Here is a 15,453-nt window from a genome sequence, read left to right on the forward strand (position 1 = left end):
GTCGTTGGACGGCCGGCCGTTCCGCCTCGTGTGGCAGCTACGGGGCCGCCAGCTCGGACGCGTACGGCGGTTCCGCGCCGGCCCGCGAGCAGGTGATCGCCGCGGCGCGGGCCGCGAAGTGCAGCAGACCCCGCCAGCCGTCGGCGTCCAGAGCGGCCAGCGCCGCAGGGGAGAGGGCATCGCGGGCGGCCAGGCCGTGCAGCAGAGCCGCGTTCACCGTGTCGCCGGCGCCGATGGTGTCCACGACGTCGACCGGTACCCCTGCCACCGAATGCTCCGCCCCGTCGCGGGTGAAGACCGTCATCCCGTCGCCCCCGCGGGTGATCACCACCGCCAAGGGCCCGGAGGCCAGCCATTCGTGCGGGGTGCCGCCCAGCCAGTGGGCGTCCTCGGCCGAGAGCTTGAGCAGGGACACCGACGGCAGCCAGCTCTTGAAGCGGGCCCGATAGGCGTCGGGGTCCGGGATCAGCCCCGCACGGATGTTCGGGTCGAGGGTGGTGAACACGCCCTGGGCGGCGGCGTCGCGCATCAGCTCCTCGTAGGCGGTCGCCCCCGGTTCGAGAACGAGGGAGAGGGTGCCGAACGAGACCGCCCGCGTGCCCTGCGGAAGGCTCGCCGGCGCCGTGAACAGCCGGTCGGCGGCGCCCTCGGCGTAGAAGGAGTATGCGGCCGAGCCGTGGCCGTCGATCGTGGCGACGGCCAGGGTGGTCGGCTCGGGGCCGCGCTGCACCGCCGACACGTCCACGCCCGCCGCGCGCAGCCCGTCGAGCAGGGCCTCGCCGAAGGAGTCGGACGACACACGGGAGCAGAAGGCCGTCGGGGAGCCGAGCCGGCCGAGGGCCACGGCGGTGTTGTAGGGGCCGCCGCCGAGCGCCGGTCGCATGAGTGCGAGGGCGCCCGCATGCTGCGGGACCAGGTCGATCAGAGCCTCACCGGCGACGACGATCACGAGGGGCTTCCCTTCTCGGAATGGGTGTCGGGGCAGCCGCACGAGGTGCGGTGGACGAAGGTGCAGGGCAGCCGCACGGTGCGGGAGGGACGGTCCGGCGCGTCGAGGCGCTCCAGGAGCAGCCGTACGGCCTCCGCGCCGATCTCCTTGCTGGGCTGGGCGACCGCGGTGAGCCGGGGCGAGAACAGATCAGCCCAGGCGAAGTCGTCGAAGCAGGCGAGCGCCAGGTCGCCCGGTACGGACAGTCCGCGATCGCGCAGGGCCCGCAGCGCTCCGATGGTCATCACGTTGTTGGCGGTGACCAGGGCCGTGGGCGGTGCGGCGAGCGACAGCAGGGCGGCAGTGGCGCGCTGGGCGCCCTCCGCCGCGGAGTCACCGTGAGCCACCAGTCGCTCGTCGTGGAGGAGCCCGGCGGCCGCGAGGCCCTGCCGGTACCCGCTGATCCGCTCCGTCGTGGTGCTGAATCCGGGCAGACCCGCGACCAGGCCGATCCGCCGGTGGCCGAGTCCGGCGAGATGGGTGACCAGATGAGCCATGGGGTCGGCGTTCTCGGCGCAGACCTGGTCGAAGCGGAAGGAGCCGCGGGCGTGCTTGTCCCGCGCGCGGGTGCCTGCGGTCTCTTCGTCCCGCGCGGGAGTGTCCGTGGCGTGTTCGTCCCGTGGGGGAGTGCGTGCGCTCTGTTCGTCCCGTCCGGGCGTGCCTTCGGTCTGTTCGTCCCGCGCGGGGGCGTCCGCGGTGTGCTCGTGCGGCGGGGTGGCCGCGGGGGACACCAGCCGGTCGAGGAACACGGTCGGGACGCGGTGTCGCGCGAGGAGGGCGAGGAGTGCGCGCGGGTCCGCGGAGGGCGCGACGATCACCCCGTCGGCACGTCGCTCGTGCAGCAGCCGGACGACCTCGTGCTCGTGCTCCGGGTCGTCGTGCGGATCGGCGATGAGCAGGCCGTAGCCGTGCTCCCGGGCGCGCGCCTCGACTCCCTGGAGGATCTCCGTGAAGTACGGGTTGCTGATGGCCGATACCGCGAGCCCGATGGACCGGGTGCGCGAGGTCACCAGGGAACGGGCGAGCGAGTTCGGTGTGTAGCCCAGCTCGTCGATGGCGTCCAGCACGGCCTGGCGGGTGCGCGGCAGCACCGGGCGGGTGTCGTTCAGTACATGGGAGACGGTCGCGACGGACACACCCGCGCTCCGTGCGACATCGGCCATCGTTGCCAAACGTGTTCCCCTTCCTGGGTCGTCCGGGCGGGAACGTATCCCATTCGGCGGCTGACGTAAACGCTTGCGCAAACGTTTACGTCGGCCTCGGTGCCGAGCGCTCTCCGCCCCGGTCGCAGACGGACTGGCCGCCACCGGTATCGTCGGCGTGTCCCCCTTCTGGCGTACACCGCCCCTGACCAGTGGAGATCTCATGTCCGCCCGTCCCTCCGCGAGCCGTCGTACCGTCCTGCGCGGGGCGGCGCTCACCCCGGTCGCCGGGCTGGGACTCGCGGCCTGCGCGCCCGGCGGCGACACCGGCGCGACGCCCGCCGCGCCCACCGCCCCGGTCGCGCTCGGAGCCGAGAGCGAGGTTCCCGAGGGGGGAGCGAAGCTGTACCGGGACGAGAACGTCGTCGTGAGCCGCGCCGCGGACGGCACCCTGAAGGCGTACAGCACCATCTGCACGCACGCGGGATGCGCGATCAACAAGCTGGCGGGCACGACGCTGGTCTGCCCCTGCCACGGAAGCCAGTTCGACGCCGTCACGGGCAAGGTGGTGCAGGCCCCGGCCACCGAGCCGCTGCACGAGCTGTCCGTCGAGGTGAAGAACGGCAGGATCGTGGCGGGCCCGGCGGCCTGACCGCACGGGCGGCTCCCGCGGTTCGACGGCTCAGCGGGGCAGGATCACTGCCAGTCCCATCCGATCCCCACGATCCCCGACCGCACCCTCGGCTCCACCAGGTGCACCGAGCGGTGGCTCCCGCTCAGCCGCAGCTCCTGGCGGCCGCTGCGGGGGGCGGCGGGGGAGTGCTGGGTGAACCGGTGGCAGCGCACCGGCAGGGCCTCCTCGTCGAAGCGCACCTGGAGTGCGTACTGGCCGCCCGCCAGGCCGAACCCACGGACGAATTCGCGGGACGCGCCGGCGGTGCCGTCCTCGAAGGCGTAACGGAAGAGAAACGTATCGCCGGTGTACAGCCGGGTGTCGAAGAGCAGTTCGGCGACGAGGACGCCGGTGCCGCGATGCCAGCGCACCCGGCCGGTACGGCAGTTCTCCAGCGAGTGCACCGTGATGTGCTCGGGGGCGCACCCCGGATCGCCGTGGTGGACGGCCAGATAGCGGTCCACACCGTCCTTGTGGGCGCGCACGATGTGATGGGACTCCCGGGCCAGCAGCTCGCGGTGCGCTCCGATACGGACGTGGTCCTGGTGGCCGATGGTGTGCAGTCCGCCGTCGAGCGGCGACTCCAGCTCGGTGAGGAGCCGCTCCAGCGCGTCCGAGGCCTCCACCCGGGAGCGGTACGACCGGCCCGCGGGCCGGTCGGGGCCGGTCGGCTCGGCGGTCTCGGCGAGCAGCCGGATGAGCGACTCGTCGGGCAGGTGGAGGATCTCCTCCAGGGCGCGCACGGCGCGCAGGGACTCGGGGCGCTGCGGGCGGCGCGCCCCCTGCTGCCAGTAGCTCAGGCTCGTCACCCCGACCCTGACCCCGTGCCGCGACAGATGGTGCTGCACGCGCTGCAGCGGCAGCCCGCGGGCGGCGAGCGCGGCGCGCAGCGCGACATGGAAGGGGCCGCCGCGCAGGGCCGCCGCCAACTCCGCCGGAACGACCGGAACGACGTCCGCGTGCTGTGTGCCGTGCCGCATACAGGGGGGCCTTTCTGTGAGGGTGCGCGACGGCTGGTCGGACCGCGCGCAGGGTCGTACCGGGCCATGCCAAAGGCGTGTGAGGTCCGTTCACGAGCGGACCTCTCCGGCGGCGGCCCGAAGTTTTCCCGCATTGAAGCGTGTTGACCAGACCCCGACAACACCTGAGGTGCGACGAGCGGCGGACCGCGGCCGAAGGCTGCGCCCGCTGCTGCGGGATACTCACCGGCTGCTGTGCGGGCGCGCCGGAAACGGCCCGCCGTGCGCTCCCCGCGCATGTGGCCGACAGAACCGGCCCACGCGGACCGGCCGCCGACGGGGTGCCCCGGAGGGGGCGGGCGGGGCAGGAGGTACCACGGCCGGGTGCCAGACGATCTCGCGAGACCGGGGCGGGACTCCGCCGGGAGGGGTTGTCCACAGGCACGCCGCGCTGTCGGCCCTCGCCAGTAGGGTGTGAGACATGGCCGACCCCTCCAGCTACCGACCCAAGCCGGGCGAGATCCCGGACTCTCCCGGGGTCTACAGGTTCCGGGACGAGCACCGTCGGGTGATCTACGTCGGAAAGGCGAAGAGCCTTCGCCAGCGCCTCGCGAACTACTTCCAGGACCTGGCGGGCCTCCACCCGCGCACCCGCACCATGGTCACCACCGCCGCGTCCGTGGAGTGGACCGTGGTGTCCACCGAGGTCGAGGCTCTGCAGCTGGAGTACACCTGGATCAAGGAGTTCGACCCCCGGTTCAACGTCAAGTACCGCGACGACAAGAGCTACCCCTACCTCGCGGTGACGATGAACGAGGAGTTCCCGCGCGTGCAGGTGATGCGCGGCCAGAAGCGCAAGGGCGTGCGCTACTTCGGGCCGTACTCCCACGCGTGGGCGATCCGCGACACCGTTGACCTGCTGCTGCGCGTGTTCCCCGTGCGCACGTGCTCGGCGGGCGTCTTCAGGAACGCCGCCCGCACCGGCCGCCCCTGCCTGCTCGGCTACATCGGCAAGTGCTCCGCGCCCTGCGTCGGCCGGATCTCGCCCGAGGACCACACCGAACTGGCGGAGGACTTCTGCGACTTCATGGCCGGCCGCACGGGCGCGTACCTCCGCCGCCTGGAGAAGCAGATGACGGAGGCCGCCGAGGACATGGAGTACGAGCGGGCCGCCCGGCTGCGCGACGACATCGATGCCCTGAAGAAGGCCATGGAGAAGAACGCGGTCGTGCTCACCGACGCGACCGACGCGGACCTCATCGCGGTCGCCGAGGACGAACTGGAGGCGGCCGTGCAGATCTTCCATGTGCGCGGCGGGCGCGTGCGCGGCCAGCGCGGCTGGGTCACCGACAAGGTGGAGGACGTCACCACCGGCGCCCTCGTCGAGCACGCCCTCCAGCAGCTCTACGGCGAGGAGACGGGCGACTCGGTGCCCAAGGAGGTCCTCGTCCCCGCGCTGCCCGACCCCATAGAGCCGGTCCAGGACTGGCTCACCGGCCGCCGCGGGTCCCATGTGTCGCTGCGCATCCCCCAGCGCGGCGACAAGAAGGCGCTCATGGAGACCGTGCAGCGCAACGCCCAGCAGGCGCTCGCCCTGCACAAGACCAAGCGCGCCTCCGACCTGACCACCCGCTCCCGGGCCCTGGAGGAGATCGCCGAAGCCCTGGACCTGGACAGCGCCCCGCTGCGGATCGAGTGCTACGACATCTCGCACCTCCAGGGCGAGGACGTGGTGGCATCCATGGTCGTCTTCGAGGACGGGCTGCAGCGCAAGAGCGAGTACCGCCGCTTCCAGATCAAGGGCTTCGAGGGCCAGGACGACGTCCGCTCCATGCACGAGGTGATCACCCGCCGCTTCCGGCGCTACCTCGCGGAGAAGGAGAAGACGGGCGAATGGGCGGACGGGGAGGTCGCCCTGACCGAGGACGACGGGCGGCCGAGGCGGTTCGCCTACCCGCCGCAGCTCGTGGTGGTCGACGGCGGGCAGCCGCAGGTCGCCGCCGCCCGGCGGGCCCTGGACGACCTGGGCATCGATGACATCGCCGTCTGCGGTCTCGCCAAGCGCCTGGAGGAGGTCTGGCTGCCGGACCAGGACGATCCGGTGGTCCTGCCCCGCACCAGCGAGGGTCTGTACCTGCTCCAGCGCGTCCGGGACGAGGCCCACCGCTTCGCGATCACCTATCAGCGCACCAAACGGGCCAAACGGGTCAGGTCGAGCCCCCTGGACGAGGTGCCAGGGCTCGGCGAGACCCGCAAGCAGGCGCTCGTGAAGCATTTCGGCTCGGTGAAAAAGCTGCGATCCGCGACAATCGACCAGATTCAGGAGGTCCCCGGCATCGGCCGCAAGACGGCCGGGACGATCGCCGTGGCCCTCGCCCAGGCGGCCCCGGCCGCACCCGCCGTGAACACGGCGACTGGAGAGATCATGGAAGAGGAAGAACCCGGGACGACCCCGGGGTCCCCCGGAGAGCCCGTGACCGCGGGCGCCCCGGACGAGCGACGGGGGCAGGAGACATGACCGAGCACGACCAGCGCACAGAAGAACGCTCAGCCCAGGGCGAGGCCGCCCGGAACGAGGCGGGCGAGGACCGGACACAGGCGACGGTCCAGGAAAACGGAGCACAGGTGAGTACGGGCAGCGAAACAGCCGGGGCCGCCGACGCGGGCATCCCCGAGCTGGTGATCATCTCCGGCATGTCCGGCGCCGGCCGTTCGACGGCCGCCAAGTGTCTGGAGGACCTCGGCTGGTTCGTCGTCGACAACCTGCCGCCCGCGCTGATCCCCACCATGGTGGAACTGGGCGCCCGCTCCCAGGGCAACGTCGCCCGGATCGCGGTCGTCGTGGACGTCCGGGGCCGGCGCTTCTTCGACAACCTCCGCGAGTCCCTGGCCGACCTGGAGGCGAAGCACGTCACCCGGCGGATCGTCTTCCTGGAGTCCTCCGACGAGGCCCTGGTCCGCCGCTTCGAGTCGGTCCGCAGGCCGCACCCGCTGCAGGGCGACGGCCGCATCGTCGACGGGATCGCCGCCGAGCGCGAGCTGCTGCGCGAGCTGCGCGGCGACGCGGACCTGGTGATCGACACCTCCAGCCTGAACGTGCACGAGCTGCGAGCCAAGATGGACGCCCAGTTCGCCGGCGAGGAGGAGCCCGAACTGCGGGCCACCGTCATGTCCTTCGGGTTCAAGTACGGCCTGCCGGTCGACGCCGACCTGGTCGCGGACATGCGCTTCCTGCCCAACCCGCACTGGGTCCCGGAGCTGCGCCCCTACACCGGCCTCAACGAGGAGGTCGCCGCGTACGTCTTCAACCAGCCCGGCGCCAAGGAGTTCCTCGACCGGTATGCCGAGCTGCTCCGGCTCATCGCGGCCGGGTACCGCCGTGAGGGCAAGCGCTATGTGACCATCGCCATCGGCTGTACGGGGGGCAAGCACCGTTCCGTCGCCATGTCCGAGAAGCTCGCCGCCCGCCTGGCCGCCGAGGGTGTGGAGACCGTGGTCGTGCACCGGGACATGGGGCGCGAGTGACGGGACGTACTCTGCGGCTGAGCAGGCTGCGCCGAGTGGCGCCCGAGGAACGCGGCGGCCGGGCGCGCCGCCGTGGTGCCCAGCCCAAGGTGGTCGCCCTCGGCGGAGGCATGGGCCTGTCCGCCTCGCTCGCCGCTCTGCGCCGGATCACCGGTGACCTCACCGCCGTCGTCACCGTCGCCGACGACGGCGGCTCCAGCGGCCGCCTGCGCGACGAACTGGGCGTGCTTCCGCCGGGCGACCTGCGCAAGGCGCTGGCCGCGCTGTGCGGCGACGACGACTGGGGCCAGACCTGGGCCCGCGTCATCCAGCACCGCTTCCATTCCCGGGGCGATCTGCACGATCACGCGGTCGGCAATCTGCTGATCGTGGCCCTGTGGGAGCAGCTCGGCGACCATGTCCAGGCCCTCGACCTCGTCGGCAGGCTCCTGGGCGCCCATGGCCGTGTCCTGCCCATGTCCGCCGTCCCGCTGGAACTTCAGGCCCTGGTCAAGGGCCACGACCCGGAGCATCCGGACGAGATCAGCACCGTACGGGGGCAGGCGACCGTCGCGCTCACCCACGGGGAGGTGCAGTCGGTGCACCTCGTGCCGCCCGACCCGCCGGCCGTCCCGGAGGCCGTCGAGGCGGTCCTGGACGCCGACTGGGTGGTGCTCGGACCCGGCTCCTGGTTCTCCTCCGTGATCCCGCATCTGCTCGTGCCCGAGCTGCTTGACGCCCTCATGGAGACCAAGGCACGCCGGGTGCTCTCCCTCAACCTCGCGCCGCAGCCGGGAGAGACCGAAGGGTTCTCCCCGCAGCGTCATTTGGAGGTTTTGGGACGACACGCCCCTAAACTCGCCCTGGACGTGGTGCTGGCCGACCAGGCCGCCGTGCCCGACCGTGCCTCGTTGACCGAGGCCGCCAAGCGGTTCGGCGCCGCGGTCGAGCTGGCGCCGGTGGCCCGTACCGACGGAACCCCGCGGCACGACCCGGAGCTGTTGGCCGCCGCGTACGACCGTATTTTTCGGATGCATGGAAGGATCGGCCCATGGCGATGACGGCAGCGGTGAAGGACGAGATCGCCCGGCTTCCCGTCACCCGGACCTGCTGCAGAAAGTCGGAGGTCTCGGCGATCCTGCGATTCGCGGGCGGACTGCACCTGGTCAGCGGACGTATCGTGATCGAAGCGGAGCTGGACACGGCGATGGCGGCCCGGCGTCTCAAGCGGGACATTCTGGAGATCTTCGGCCACAGCTCCGAACTCATCGTCATGGCCCCCGGCGGTCTGCGCCGCGGCTCCCGCTATGTGGTGCGCGTGGTGGCGGGCGGCGACCAGCTCGCCCGGCAGACCGGCCTCGTGGACGGCCGCGGCCGTCCGATCCGCGGCCTGCCCCCGCAGGTGGTCTCAGGGGCCACCTGTGACGCCGAGGCGGCCTGGCGCGGCGCCTTCCTGGCGCACGGCTCGCTGACGGAGCCCGGCCGCTCGTCGTCCCTGGAGGTGACCTGCCCCGGCCCGGAGGCCGCGCTCGCCCTCGTCGGCGCCGCCCGCCGCCTGTCGATCGCCGCCAAGGCGCGGGAGGTACGGGGTGTGGACCGCGTCGTCGTCCGGGACGGTGACGCGATCGGCGCGCTGCTGACCCGGCTTGGCGCGCACGAGTCCGTGCTGGCCTGGGAGGAGCGGCGGATGCGCCGCGAGGTCCGGGCCACGGCGAACCGCCTTGCCAACTTCGACGACGCCAACCTGCGCCGCTCGGCCCGTGCCGCCGTCGCCGCCGGCGCGCGCGTCGCCCGTGCCCTGGAGATCCTCGGCGACGAGGTCCCCGAGCACCTCGCGGCCGCGGGGCGCCTGCGCATGGAGCACAAGCAGGCCTCCCTGGAGGAGCTGGGCGCTCTCGCCGACCCGCCGTTGACCAAGGACGCGGTCGCGGGGCGTATCCGCCGACTGCTGGCCATGGCCGACAAGCGCGCCGCGGACCTGGGCATCCCGGGGACGGAGTCCAACCTCACCGAGGAGATGGCGGACAACCTGGCGGGCTGACGGGCAGCCCCCGACAGCGACCGGCACCACCGGCGCCCGGCACAGCTTCACGGGCTCCTCGAACGGCCGGCCGCGGGTGAACTTCCCTCCGAGCCGCTACGCCGGGAAGACGGCCGAGGTCGCGCCGGGCTCTCCCGCCGACGACGCCCCGCTCGTCGGCGGCGGCACGCCGCCGAGACCGACGGCTTCGAGACGTCCCTCGGCGCCTGGAGTGTGCCCGGCCCGCCCGCGGGCAGCCCCGCCGTCCTCACGGATCGGGCGCGCACAGGGGCGCTGTTGCGGACCTGCGGTGCGGTCACCACGGACCGCACCGTGCTTCTGCATCGCCGCGCTCGGCGGCCGGACCCCCCGTTGTCAACGGCAGTTGGTTCCGTATCGCCGGAAGGGGTGACGGGACCTTCGGGGCAGGGCGGTCCGTACCTCTACTGGCGGGTACGGGCCACACTGCCGTGTATGAGCCATCTCGATGTCACTCCGGAGGCCTCAGGGGGGTAGGGTCGTAGGCGGTCGGGGACATCCCAAATAAAGCTCGCCGGCATCGAGAGCCGGCGTACCACGAGGAGATCGGTTCGTGACGATCCGCGTAGGCATCAACGGCTTCGGCCGCATCGGTCGTAACTACTTCCGCGCGCTGCTGGAGCAGGGTGCAGACATCGAGATCGTGGCTGTCAACGACCTGGGTGACACCGCGACCACCGCTCACCTGTTGAAGTACGACACCATCCTCGGCCGCCTCAACGAGGAGGTGTCCCACACCGAGGGCACCATCACCGTCGACGGCAAGGCCATCAAGGTTCTGTCCGAACGCAACCCGGCCGACATCCCCTGGGGCGAGCTGGGCGTCGACATCGTCGTCGAGTCGACCGGCATCTTCACCAAGAAGGAAGACGCCGAGAAGCACATCGCCGGCGGTGCGAAGAAGGTCATCATCTCGGCTCCGGCCAAGAACGAAGACGTCACCATCGTGATGGGCGTCAACCAGGACGTGTACGACCCGGCGAACCACCACGTCATCTCCAACGCCTCCTGCACCACCAACTGTGTGGCGCCGATGGCGAAGGTCCTCGACGAGAACTTCGGCATCGTCAAGGGTCTGATGACCACGGTGCACGCGTACACGAACGACCAGCGCATCCTGGACTTCCCGCACAAGGACCTGCGCCGCGCCCGCGCCGCCGCCGAGAACATCATCCCGACCACCACCGGTGCCGCCAAGGCCACCGCCCTGGTCCTGCCGCAGCTCAAGGGCAGGCTGGACGGCCTGGCCATGCGCGTCCCGGTCCCGACCGGCTCGGTCATCGACCTGGTCGTCGAGCTTTCCCGCGACGTCACCAAGGAAGAGGTCAACGCCGCCTTCCTGAAGGCCTCGGAGGGCGAGCTGAAGGGCCTGCTCGAGTACACGGAGGACCCGATCGTCTCCTCCGACATCGTGCACATCCCGGCGTCCTGCACCTTCGACTCCTCCCTGACCATGGTCCAGGAGGGCAACAACGTGAAGGTCATCGGCTGGTACGACAACGAGTGGGGCTACTCCAACCGCCTCGTCGACCTGACGGCCTTCGTCGGCAACCAGCTCTGATCGCCGAAGCAGGCATCTCGATGTGAGAACAGGGCTCGGGCAGCGCGTGCTGCCCGGGCCCTGACTCACGTGGAGCGAGCGGTCCCGCACACGGCGGGGCCCGTTGCGTGCCGGCCGATCAGCCCTCGTACGATCAAGAGCCCTCACCTGGAGTCCCCCATGAAGACGATCGACGAACTTCTCGCCGACGGCGTGGACGGCAAGCGAGTCTTCGTCCGCGCCGACCTGAACGTCCCGCTGGCCGACGGCCTCATCACCGACGACGGCCGTATCCGCGCCGTTCTGCCCACCGTCAGGGCCCTCGCCGAGGCGGGCGCCAAGGTGATCGTCGCCTCGCACCTGGGCCGCCCCAAGGGCGCTCCGGATCCGGCGTTCTCCCTGCTGCCGGCCGCCGAGCGCCTCGGTGAACTGCTCGGCGCGCCCGTGGCGTTCGCCCAGGACACCGTCGGCCCCGCCGCCCACGACGCGGTGAACGGCCTTCAGCCGGGCCAGGTCGCGGTCATCGAGAACCTGCGCTTCAACCCCGGTGAGACCTCCAAGGACGACACCGAGCGCGGCGAGTTCGCCGACCGGCTCGCCGCCCTCGCCGACGTGTACGTGGGGGACGGCTTCGGGGCGGTGCACCGCAAGCACGCCTCCGTCTACGACCTCCCGGCCCGGCTGCCGCACTACGCCGGCTACCTCATCGCCACCGAGGTCGGTGTCCTGAAGAAGCTCACGGAGGACGTCAAGCGCCCGTACGTCGTCGTCCTGGGCGGTGCCAAGGTCTCCGACAAGCTGGCCGTGATCGACCAGCTCCTCGACAAGGCCGACCGGCTGCTCATCGGCGGCGGCATGGTGTACACCTTCCTCAAGGCCAAGGGCTACGAGGTCGGCATCTCCCTCCTCCAGGAGGACCAGGTCCCGGCCGTCACCGAGTACATCGAGCGCGCGGAGAAGCGCGGCGTCGAGCTGCTCCTCCCCGTCGACGTGCTGGTCGCCCCGGAGTTCCCGGACCTGAGGACCAAGGCCCCGGCGAATCCCACCGTCGTCGCCGCGGACGCGATCCCGGCGGACCAGCAGGGTCTGGACATCGGTCCGGAAACCCGCAAGCTGTACGCCTCGAAGCTCGCCGACGCCGCCACCGTCTTCTGGAACGGCCCCATGGGCGTCTTCGAGCACCCCGACTACGCCGAGGGCACCAAGGTGGTCGCCCAGGCCCTCGTCGAGTCCCCGGGCTTCACCGTGGTCGGTGGCGGCGACTCCGCCGCCGCCGTCCGCATCCTGGGCTTCGACGAGTCGGCATTCGGCCACATCTCGACCGGAGGCGGCGCCTCCCTCGAATACCTCGAGGGCAAGACGCTCCCCGGCCTCGCCGCACTGGAGGACTGAACCTCAATGGCTGCATCTATTCCTGCTGGGCGCATGCCGCTGATGGCGGGCAACTGGAAGATGAACCTCAACCACCTCGAGGCCATCGCCCACGTCCAGAAGCTCGCCTTCGCCCTGGCCGACAAGGACTACGAGGCCGTCGAGGTCGCCGTCCTGCCGCCCTTCACCGACCTGCGCTCCGTGCAGACGCTGGTCGACGGCGACAAGCTCAAGATCAAGTACGGTGCCCAGGACCTCTCGGCGCACGACTCGGGCGCCTACACCGGCGAGATCTCGGGCCCGATGCTGGCCAAGCTGAAGTGCACGTACGTGGTGATCGGCCATTCCGAGCGCCGGCAGTACCACGACGAGAGCGACGAGCTGGTGAACGCCAAGGTCAAGGTGGCCTTCAAACACGGTCTGACCCCGATCCTGTGCGTCGGCGAGGAGCTGGAGATCCGTGAGGCGGGCAACCATGTCGGGCACACGCTCGAACAGGTCGAGGGCGGTCTGAAGGACCTCTCGGCCGCGCAGGTCGAGTCCATCGTGGTCGCCTACGAGCCCGTCTGGGCCATCGGTACCGGCAAGGTCTGCGGTGCCGACGACGCCCAGGAGGTCTGCGCGGAGATCCGCGGCAAGATCGCCGAGCTGTACACGCAGGACGTGGCCGACAAGGTCCGCATCCAGTACGGCGGCTCCGTGAAGTCGGGTAATGTGGCCGAAATCATGGCGAAGCCGGACATTGACGGCGCCCTGGTCGGCGGTGCCTCGCTGGACGTCGACGAGTTCGCCAAGATCGTCCGCTACCGGGACCAGTGACCGGCGCTCCGCGGGCGAACCGAACAGCCGTGAGTGTGTCCTAGGGGCGATCCGGCGTACCCTTGCGGGGGCATGGTGGCCGTCCACCGTGCCCCCGTCGTCCATCCGAGTCCGAGGAAGTTGGTCCAGCCGTGGTTTTGGGGTTTTCGATCGCCCTGATCGTCTTCAGCCTGCTGCTGATGCTGCTGGTGCTGATGCACAAAGGGAAGGGCGGCGGCCTCTCCGACATGTTCGGTGGCGGCATGCAGTCCTCCGTCGGCGGCTCCTCGGTCGCCGAGCGCAACCTCGACCGGATCACCATCGTGGTCGGTCTGCTCTGGTTGGCGTGCATCGTGGTGCTCGGCATGCTGATGAAGGTCAAGAGCTGACGCCTGCGCGGCCCGGTACCGGCAGACCGCGCAGGAAGTACGTAACGCCCCATGTCGGGTACACGCCTTCGGGCGCGGCCTATCATGGGGCTTGCGTCTGGGACGGGGGTAACTCCCATCACTGGACGCGCGTTGGGCCTTACGTAGACTGAGGGGCTCGCAGCGAAGCGAAACGCCGACTCGCTTTGCGGCACCATCACGCAGGGAGTTACGACGTGGCAAGTGGCAACGCGATCCGGGGAAGCCGGGTCGGGGCGGGGCCGATGGGCGAGGCCGAGCGCGGCGAGTCCGCGCCGCGTCTGCGCATCTCCTTCTGGTGTTCCAACGGGCACGAGACCCAGCCGAGCTTCGCCAGCGACGCGCAGGTTCCCGACACCTGGGACTGCCCGCGCTGCGGCTTTCCGGCCGGACAGGACCGGGACAACCCGCCGGCACCGCCGCGTACGGAGCCCTACAAGACGCACCTCGCCTATGTGCGGGAGCGGCGCAGCGACGCGGACGGCGAGGCGATCCTCGCCGAGGCGCTCGCCAAGCTGCGGGGCGAGATCTAGAAACCGAGTCCGGCCGGGCACCGCGTGGTGCCCGGCCGGAACTGCTTTCCGCCACCGGCGGCAGTCCGCCTCCGCGCGCACGGTGTACGCCGTCCGCGGCCCTGCCGCGGCAGTGGAGGCCCGCCGCCCTGCCGGGCCGGGACCCGCTCGCCGCCCCCTTCTTCCTCCTGCCCGTCATCGCGCCGACACCCCGGTGCAAGCCGGACGTACCTGTTGTTGTGCCGGACGACGGTGCGACACCGGGCCACCGCACCCCCTGATCAATTAGGTTGGAACCGGCAGCGGGGTGAGACACACGCAGCGGCACCGGCAAGGAAGAAGGCGGAAGTCCGAGATGAACGCAGACAGCCGTACCAGGCTCCATCAGACGCCCGAGTGGACCGCTCTGGCCAAGCATCGCGAGGAACTCGGCGAGGTGCGGCTGCGGGACCTGTTCGCGGCGGACCCCGCGCGCGGCAGCGGGTACACCCTGGAGGCCGGCGATCTGTACGTCGACTACTCCAAGCACCTGGTCACCGACGAGACACTCAGGCTGCTGCGCGAGCTGGCCGCCGCCCGGGACGTGTTCGGCCTCAGGGACGCCATGTTCCGCGGCGAGAAGATCAACGTCACCGAGAACCGCGCGGTCCTGCACACCGCGCTGCGCGCCCCGAGGGACGCCGTCATCGAGGTCGACGGGGAGAACGTGGTCCCCAAGGTCCACGCGGTGCTGGACAAGATGAGCGCCTTCGCCGACCGGGTCCGCTCGGGCGAGTGGACCGGCCACACCGGCAGGCGCATCAGGAACGTCGTCAACGTCGGCATCGGCGGCTCCGACCTGGGTCCGGCGATGGCGTACGAGGCCCTGCGCGCCTACACCGCCCGCGATCTGACGGTCCGCTTCGTCTCCAACGTGGACGGCGCCGACCTGCACGAGGCCGTCCGGGACCTGGACGCGGCCGAGACGCTGTTCGTGATCGCCTCGAAGACGTTCACCACGATCGAGACGATCACCAACGCGACCTCGGCGCGCGGCTGGCTGCTCGACGAGCTGAAGGCCGGTCAGGAAGCCGTCGCCAAGCACTTCGTGGCCCTGTCGACGAACGCCGGGAAGGTCACCGAGTTCGGTATCGACCCCGACAACATGTTCGAGTTCTGGGACTGGGTCGGCGGCCGCTACTCCTACGACTCGGCGATCGGCCTCTCGCTGATGATCGCCATCGGCCCGGACCGCTTCCGGGAGATGCTCGACGGCTTCCACCTCGTCGACGAGCACTTCCGCACCGCGCCCGCCGAGGCCAACGTCCCGCTGCTGCTGGGCCTGTTGGGCATCTGGTACGACAACTTCTTCGACGCCCAGACCCATGCGGTGCTGCCGTACAGCCACTACCTGTCCAAGTTCACCGCCTACCTCCAGCAGTTGGACATGGAGTCCAACGGCAAGTCCGTGGACCGCGACGGGCATCCGGTGGAGTGGCAGACCGGCCCGGTGGTGTGGGG

The 15,453-nt window shown here is 70.9% G+C and carries 14 protein-coding genes and 1 pseudogene; 12 read left to right on the forward strand and 3 right to left on the reverse strand.

The window, feature by feature from the left end; translation table 11 throughout:
* Positions 1-37: 37 nt before the first annotated feature.
* Together ACWD5Q_RS03965 and ACWD5Q_RS03970 are read right to left on the reverse strand one after the other, a co-directional pair.
* Positions 38-949: a carbohydrate kinase family protein gene (locus ACWD5Q_RS03965; RefSeq protein ID WP_451425407.1), complete on the reverse strand. Its 912-nt coding sequence runs from the start codon at positions 947-949 to the stop codon at positions 38-40.
* Positions 946-2,160 (reverse strand): LacI family DNA-binding transcriptional regulator, encoded by a 1,215-nt coding sequence (locus ACWD5Q_RS03970; RefSeq protein WP_451425408.1) that lies wholly within the window; start codon positions 2,158-2,160, stop codon positions 946-948. Before ACWD5Q_RS03970 ends, ACWD5Q_RS03965 begins: the two co-directional genes overlap by 4 nt.
* 193 nt (positions 2,161-2,353) lie before the next feature.
* Here ACWD5Q_RS03970 and ACWD5Q_RS03975 point away from each other — a divergent pair, with 193 nt between their 5' ends.
* Positions 2,354-2,782, forward strand: coding sequence for a Rieske 2Fe-2S domain-containing protein (locus ACWD5Q_RS03975; RefSeq protein ID WP_451425409.1), 429 nt, complete (start codon positions 2,354-2,356; stop codon positions 2,780-2,782).
* Between the two features lie 44 nt (positions 2,783-2,826).
* Here ACWD5Q_RS03975 and ACWD5Q_RS03980 read toward each other — a convergent pair whose 3' ends face one another.
* Complete coding sequence (locus ACWD5Q_RS03980) at positions 2,827-3,783, reverse strand: hypothetical protein (RefSeq protein ID WP_451425410.1); 957 nt, start codon at positions 3,781-3,783, stop codon at positions 2,827-2,829.
* A gap of 460 nt (positions 3,784-4,243) precedes the next feature.
* On the opposite strand from ACWD5Q_RS03980, the gene uvrC reads away from it, so the two are divergent.
* The 11 genes and pseudogenes from uvrC to pgi all read left to right on the forward strand — a co-directional run.
* Positions 4,244-6,280, forward strand: coding sequence for an excinuclease ABC subunit UvrC (uvrC, locus tag ACWD5Q_RS03985; protein ID WP_451425411.1), 2,037 nt, complete (start codon positions 4,244-4,246; stop codon positions 6,278-6,280).
* Entirely contained in the window at positions 6,277-7,287 is a 1,011-nt protein-coding gene (gene rapZ, locus ACWD5Q_RS03990) for an RNase adapter RapZ (RefSeq protein ID WP_451425412.1), read from the forward strand. Before uvrC ends, rapZ begins: the two co-directional genes overlap by 4 nt.
* Positions 7,284-8,327 carry a gluconeogenesis factor YvcK family protein gene (locus tag ACWD5Q_RS03995; RefSeq protein ID WP_451425413.1) on the forward strand — a complete coding sequence of 348 codons (1,044 nt, stop codon included), beginning with the start codon at positions 7,284-7,286 and terminating at the stop codon, positions 8,325-8,327. The genes rapZ and ACWD5Q_RS03995 overlap by 4 nt, the downstream gene beginning before the upstream one ends.
* The gene (gene whiA, locus ACWD5Q_RS04000) at positions 8,318-9,307 is read left to right on the forward strand and encodes a DNA-binding protein WhiA (protein WP_451425414.1); all 990 of its coding nucleotides are present in this window, start codon (positions 8,318-8,320) and stop codon (positions 9,305-9,307) included. The genes ACWD5Q_RS03995 and whiA overlap by 10 nt, the downstream gene beginning before the upstream one ends.
* A 13-nt stretch (positions 9,308-9,320) precedes the next feature.
* Positions 9,321-9,628: pseudogene (locus tag ACWD5Q_RS04005) on the forward strand (zinc carboxypeptidase); the annotation flags it as partial.
* A 250-nt stretch (positions 9,629-9,878) separates the two neighbouring features.
* Entirely contained in the window at positions 9,879-10,886 is a 1,008-nt protein-coding gene (gap, locus tag ACWD5Q_RS04010; RefSeq protein WP_451425415.1) for a type I glyceraldehyde-3-phosphate dehydrogenase, read from the forward strand.
* Between the two features lie 159 nt (positions 10,887-11,045).
* A complete protein-coding gene (locus ACWD5Q_RS04015; RefSeq protein WP_451425416.1) occupies positions 11,046-12,257 on the forward strand; it encodes a phosphoglycerate kinase in 1,212 nt (403 codons plus the stop codon).
* Between the two features lie 42 nt (positions 12,258-12,299).
* Positions 12,300-13,055, forward strand: coding sequence for a triose-phosphate isomerase (gene tpiA, locus ACWD5Q_RS04020; protein WP_451425431.1), 756 nt, complete (start codon positions 12,300-12,302; stop codon positions 13,053-13,055).
* Positions 13,056-13,186: 131 nt separating this feature from the next.
* A complete protein-coding gene (gene secG / locus ACWD5Q_RS04025) occupies positions 13,187-13,423 on the forward strand; it encodes a preprotein translocase subunit SecG (protein WP_451425417.1) in 237 nt (78 codons plus the stop codon).
* A gap of 263 nt (positions 13,424-13,686) precedes the next feature.
* Entirely contained in the window at positions 13,687-13,974 is a 288-nt protein-coding gene (locus ACWD5Q_RS04030; RefSeq protein WP_019885342.1) for an RNA polymerase-binding protein RbpA, read from the forward strand.
* Between the two features lie 334 nt (positions 13,975-14,308).
* Positions 14,309-15,453: glucose-6-phosphate isomerase (pgi, locus tag ACWD5Q_RS04035; protein ID WP_451425418.1), on the forward strand; the 1,145-nt coding region annotated here is incomplete at its 3' end.

The organism is Streptomyces sp. NPDC002513, from assembly GCF_053595355.1.

What these genes read in the sequence shown, in the direction of transcription:
- ACWD5Q_RS03975 (WP_451425409.1), top strand. Translation starts at nt 2,354, where the DNA reads ATGTCCGCCCGTCCCTCCGCGAGCCGTCGTACCGTCCTGCGCGGGGCG.
- ACWD5Q_RS03980 (WP_451425410.1), bottom strand. Translation starts at nt 3,783, where the DNA reads ATGCGGCACGGCACACAGCACGCGGACGTCGTTCCGGTCGTTCCGGCG.
- uvrC (WP_451425411.1), top strand. Translation starts at nt 4,244, where the DNA reads ATGGCCGACCCCTCCAGCTACCGACCCAAGCCGGGCGAGATCCCGGAC.
- rapZ (WP_451425412.1), top strand. Translation starts at nt 6,277, where the DNA reads ATGACCGAGCACGACCAGCGCACAGAAGAACGCTCAGCCCAGGGCGAG.
- whiA (WP_451425414.1), top strand. Translation starts at nt 8,318, where the DNA reads ATGGCGATGACGGCAGCGGTGAAGGACGAGATCGCCCGGCTTCCCGTC.
- ACWD5Q_RS04015 (WP_451425416.1), top strand. Translation starts at nt 11,046, where the DNA reads ATGAAGACGATCGACGAACTTCTCGCCGACGGCGTGGACGGCAAGCGA.
- tpiA (WP_451425431.1), top strand. Translation starts at nt 12,300, where the DNA reads ATGGCGGGCAACTGGAAGATGAACCTCAACCACCTCGAGGCCATCGCC.
- ACWD5Q_RS04030 (WP_019885342.1), top strand. Translation starts at nt 13,687, where the DNA reads ATGGGCGAGGCCGAGCGCGGCGAGTCCGCGCCGCGTCTGCGCATCTCC.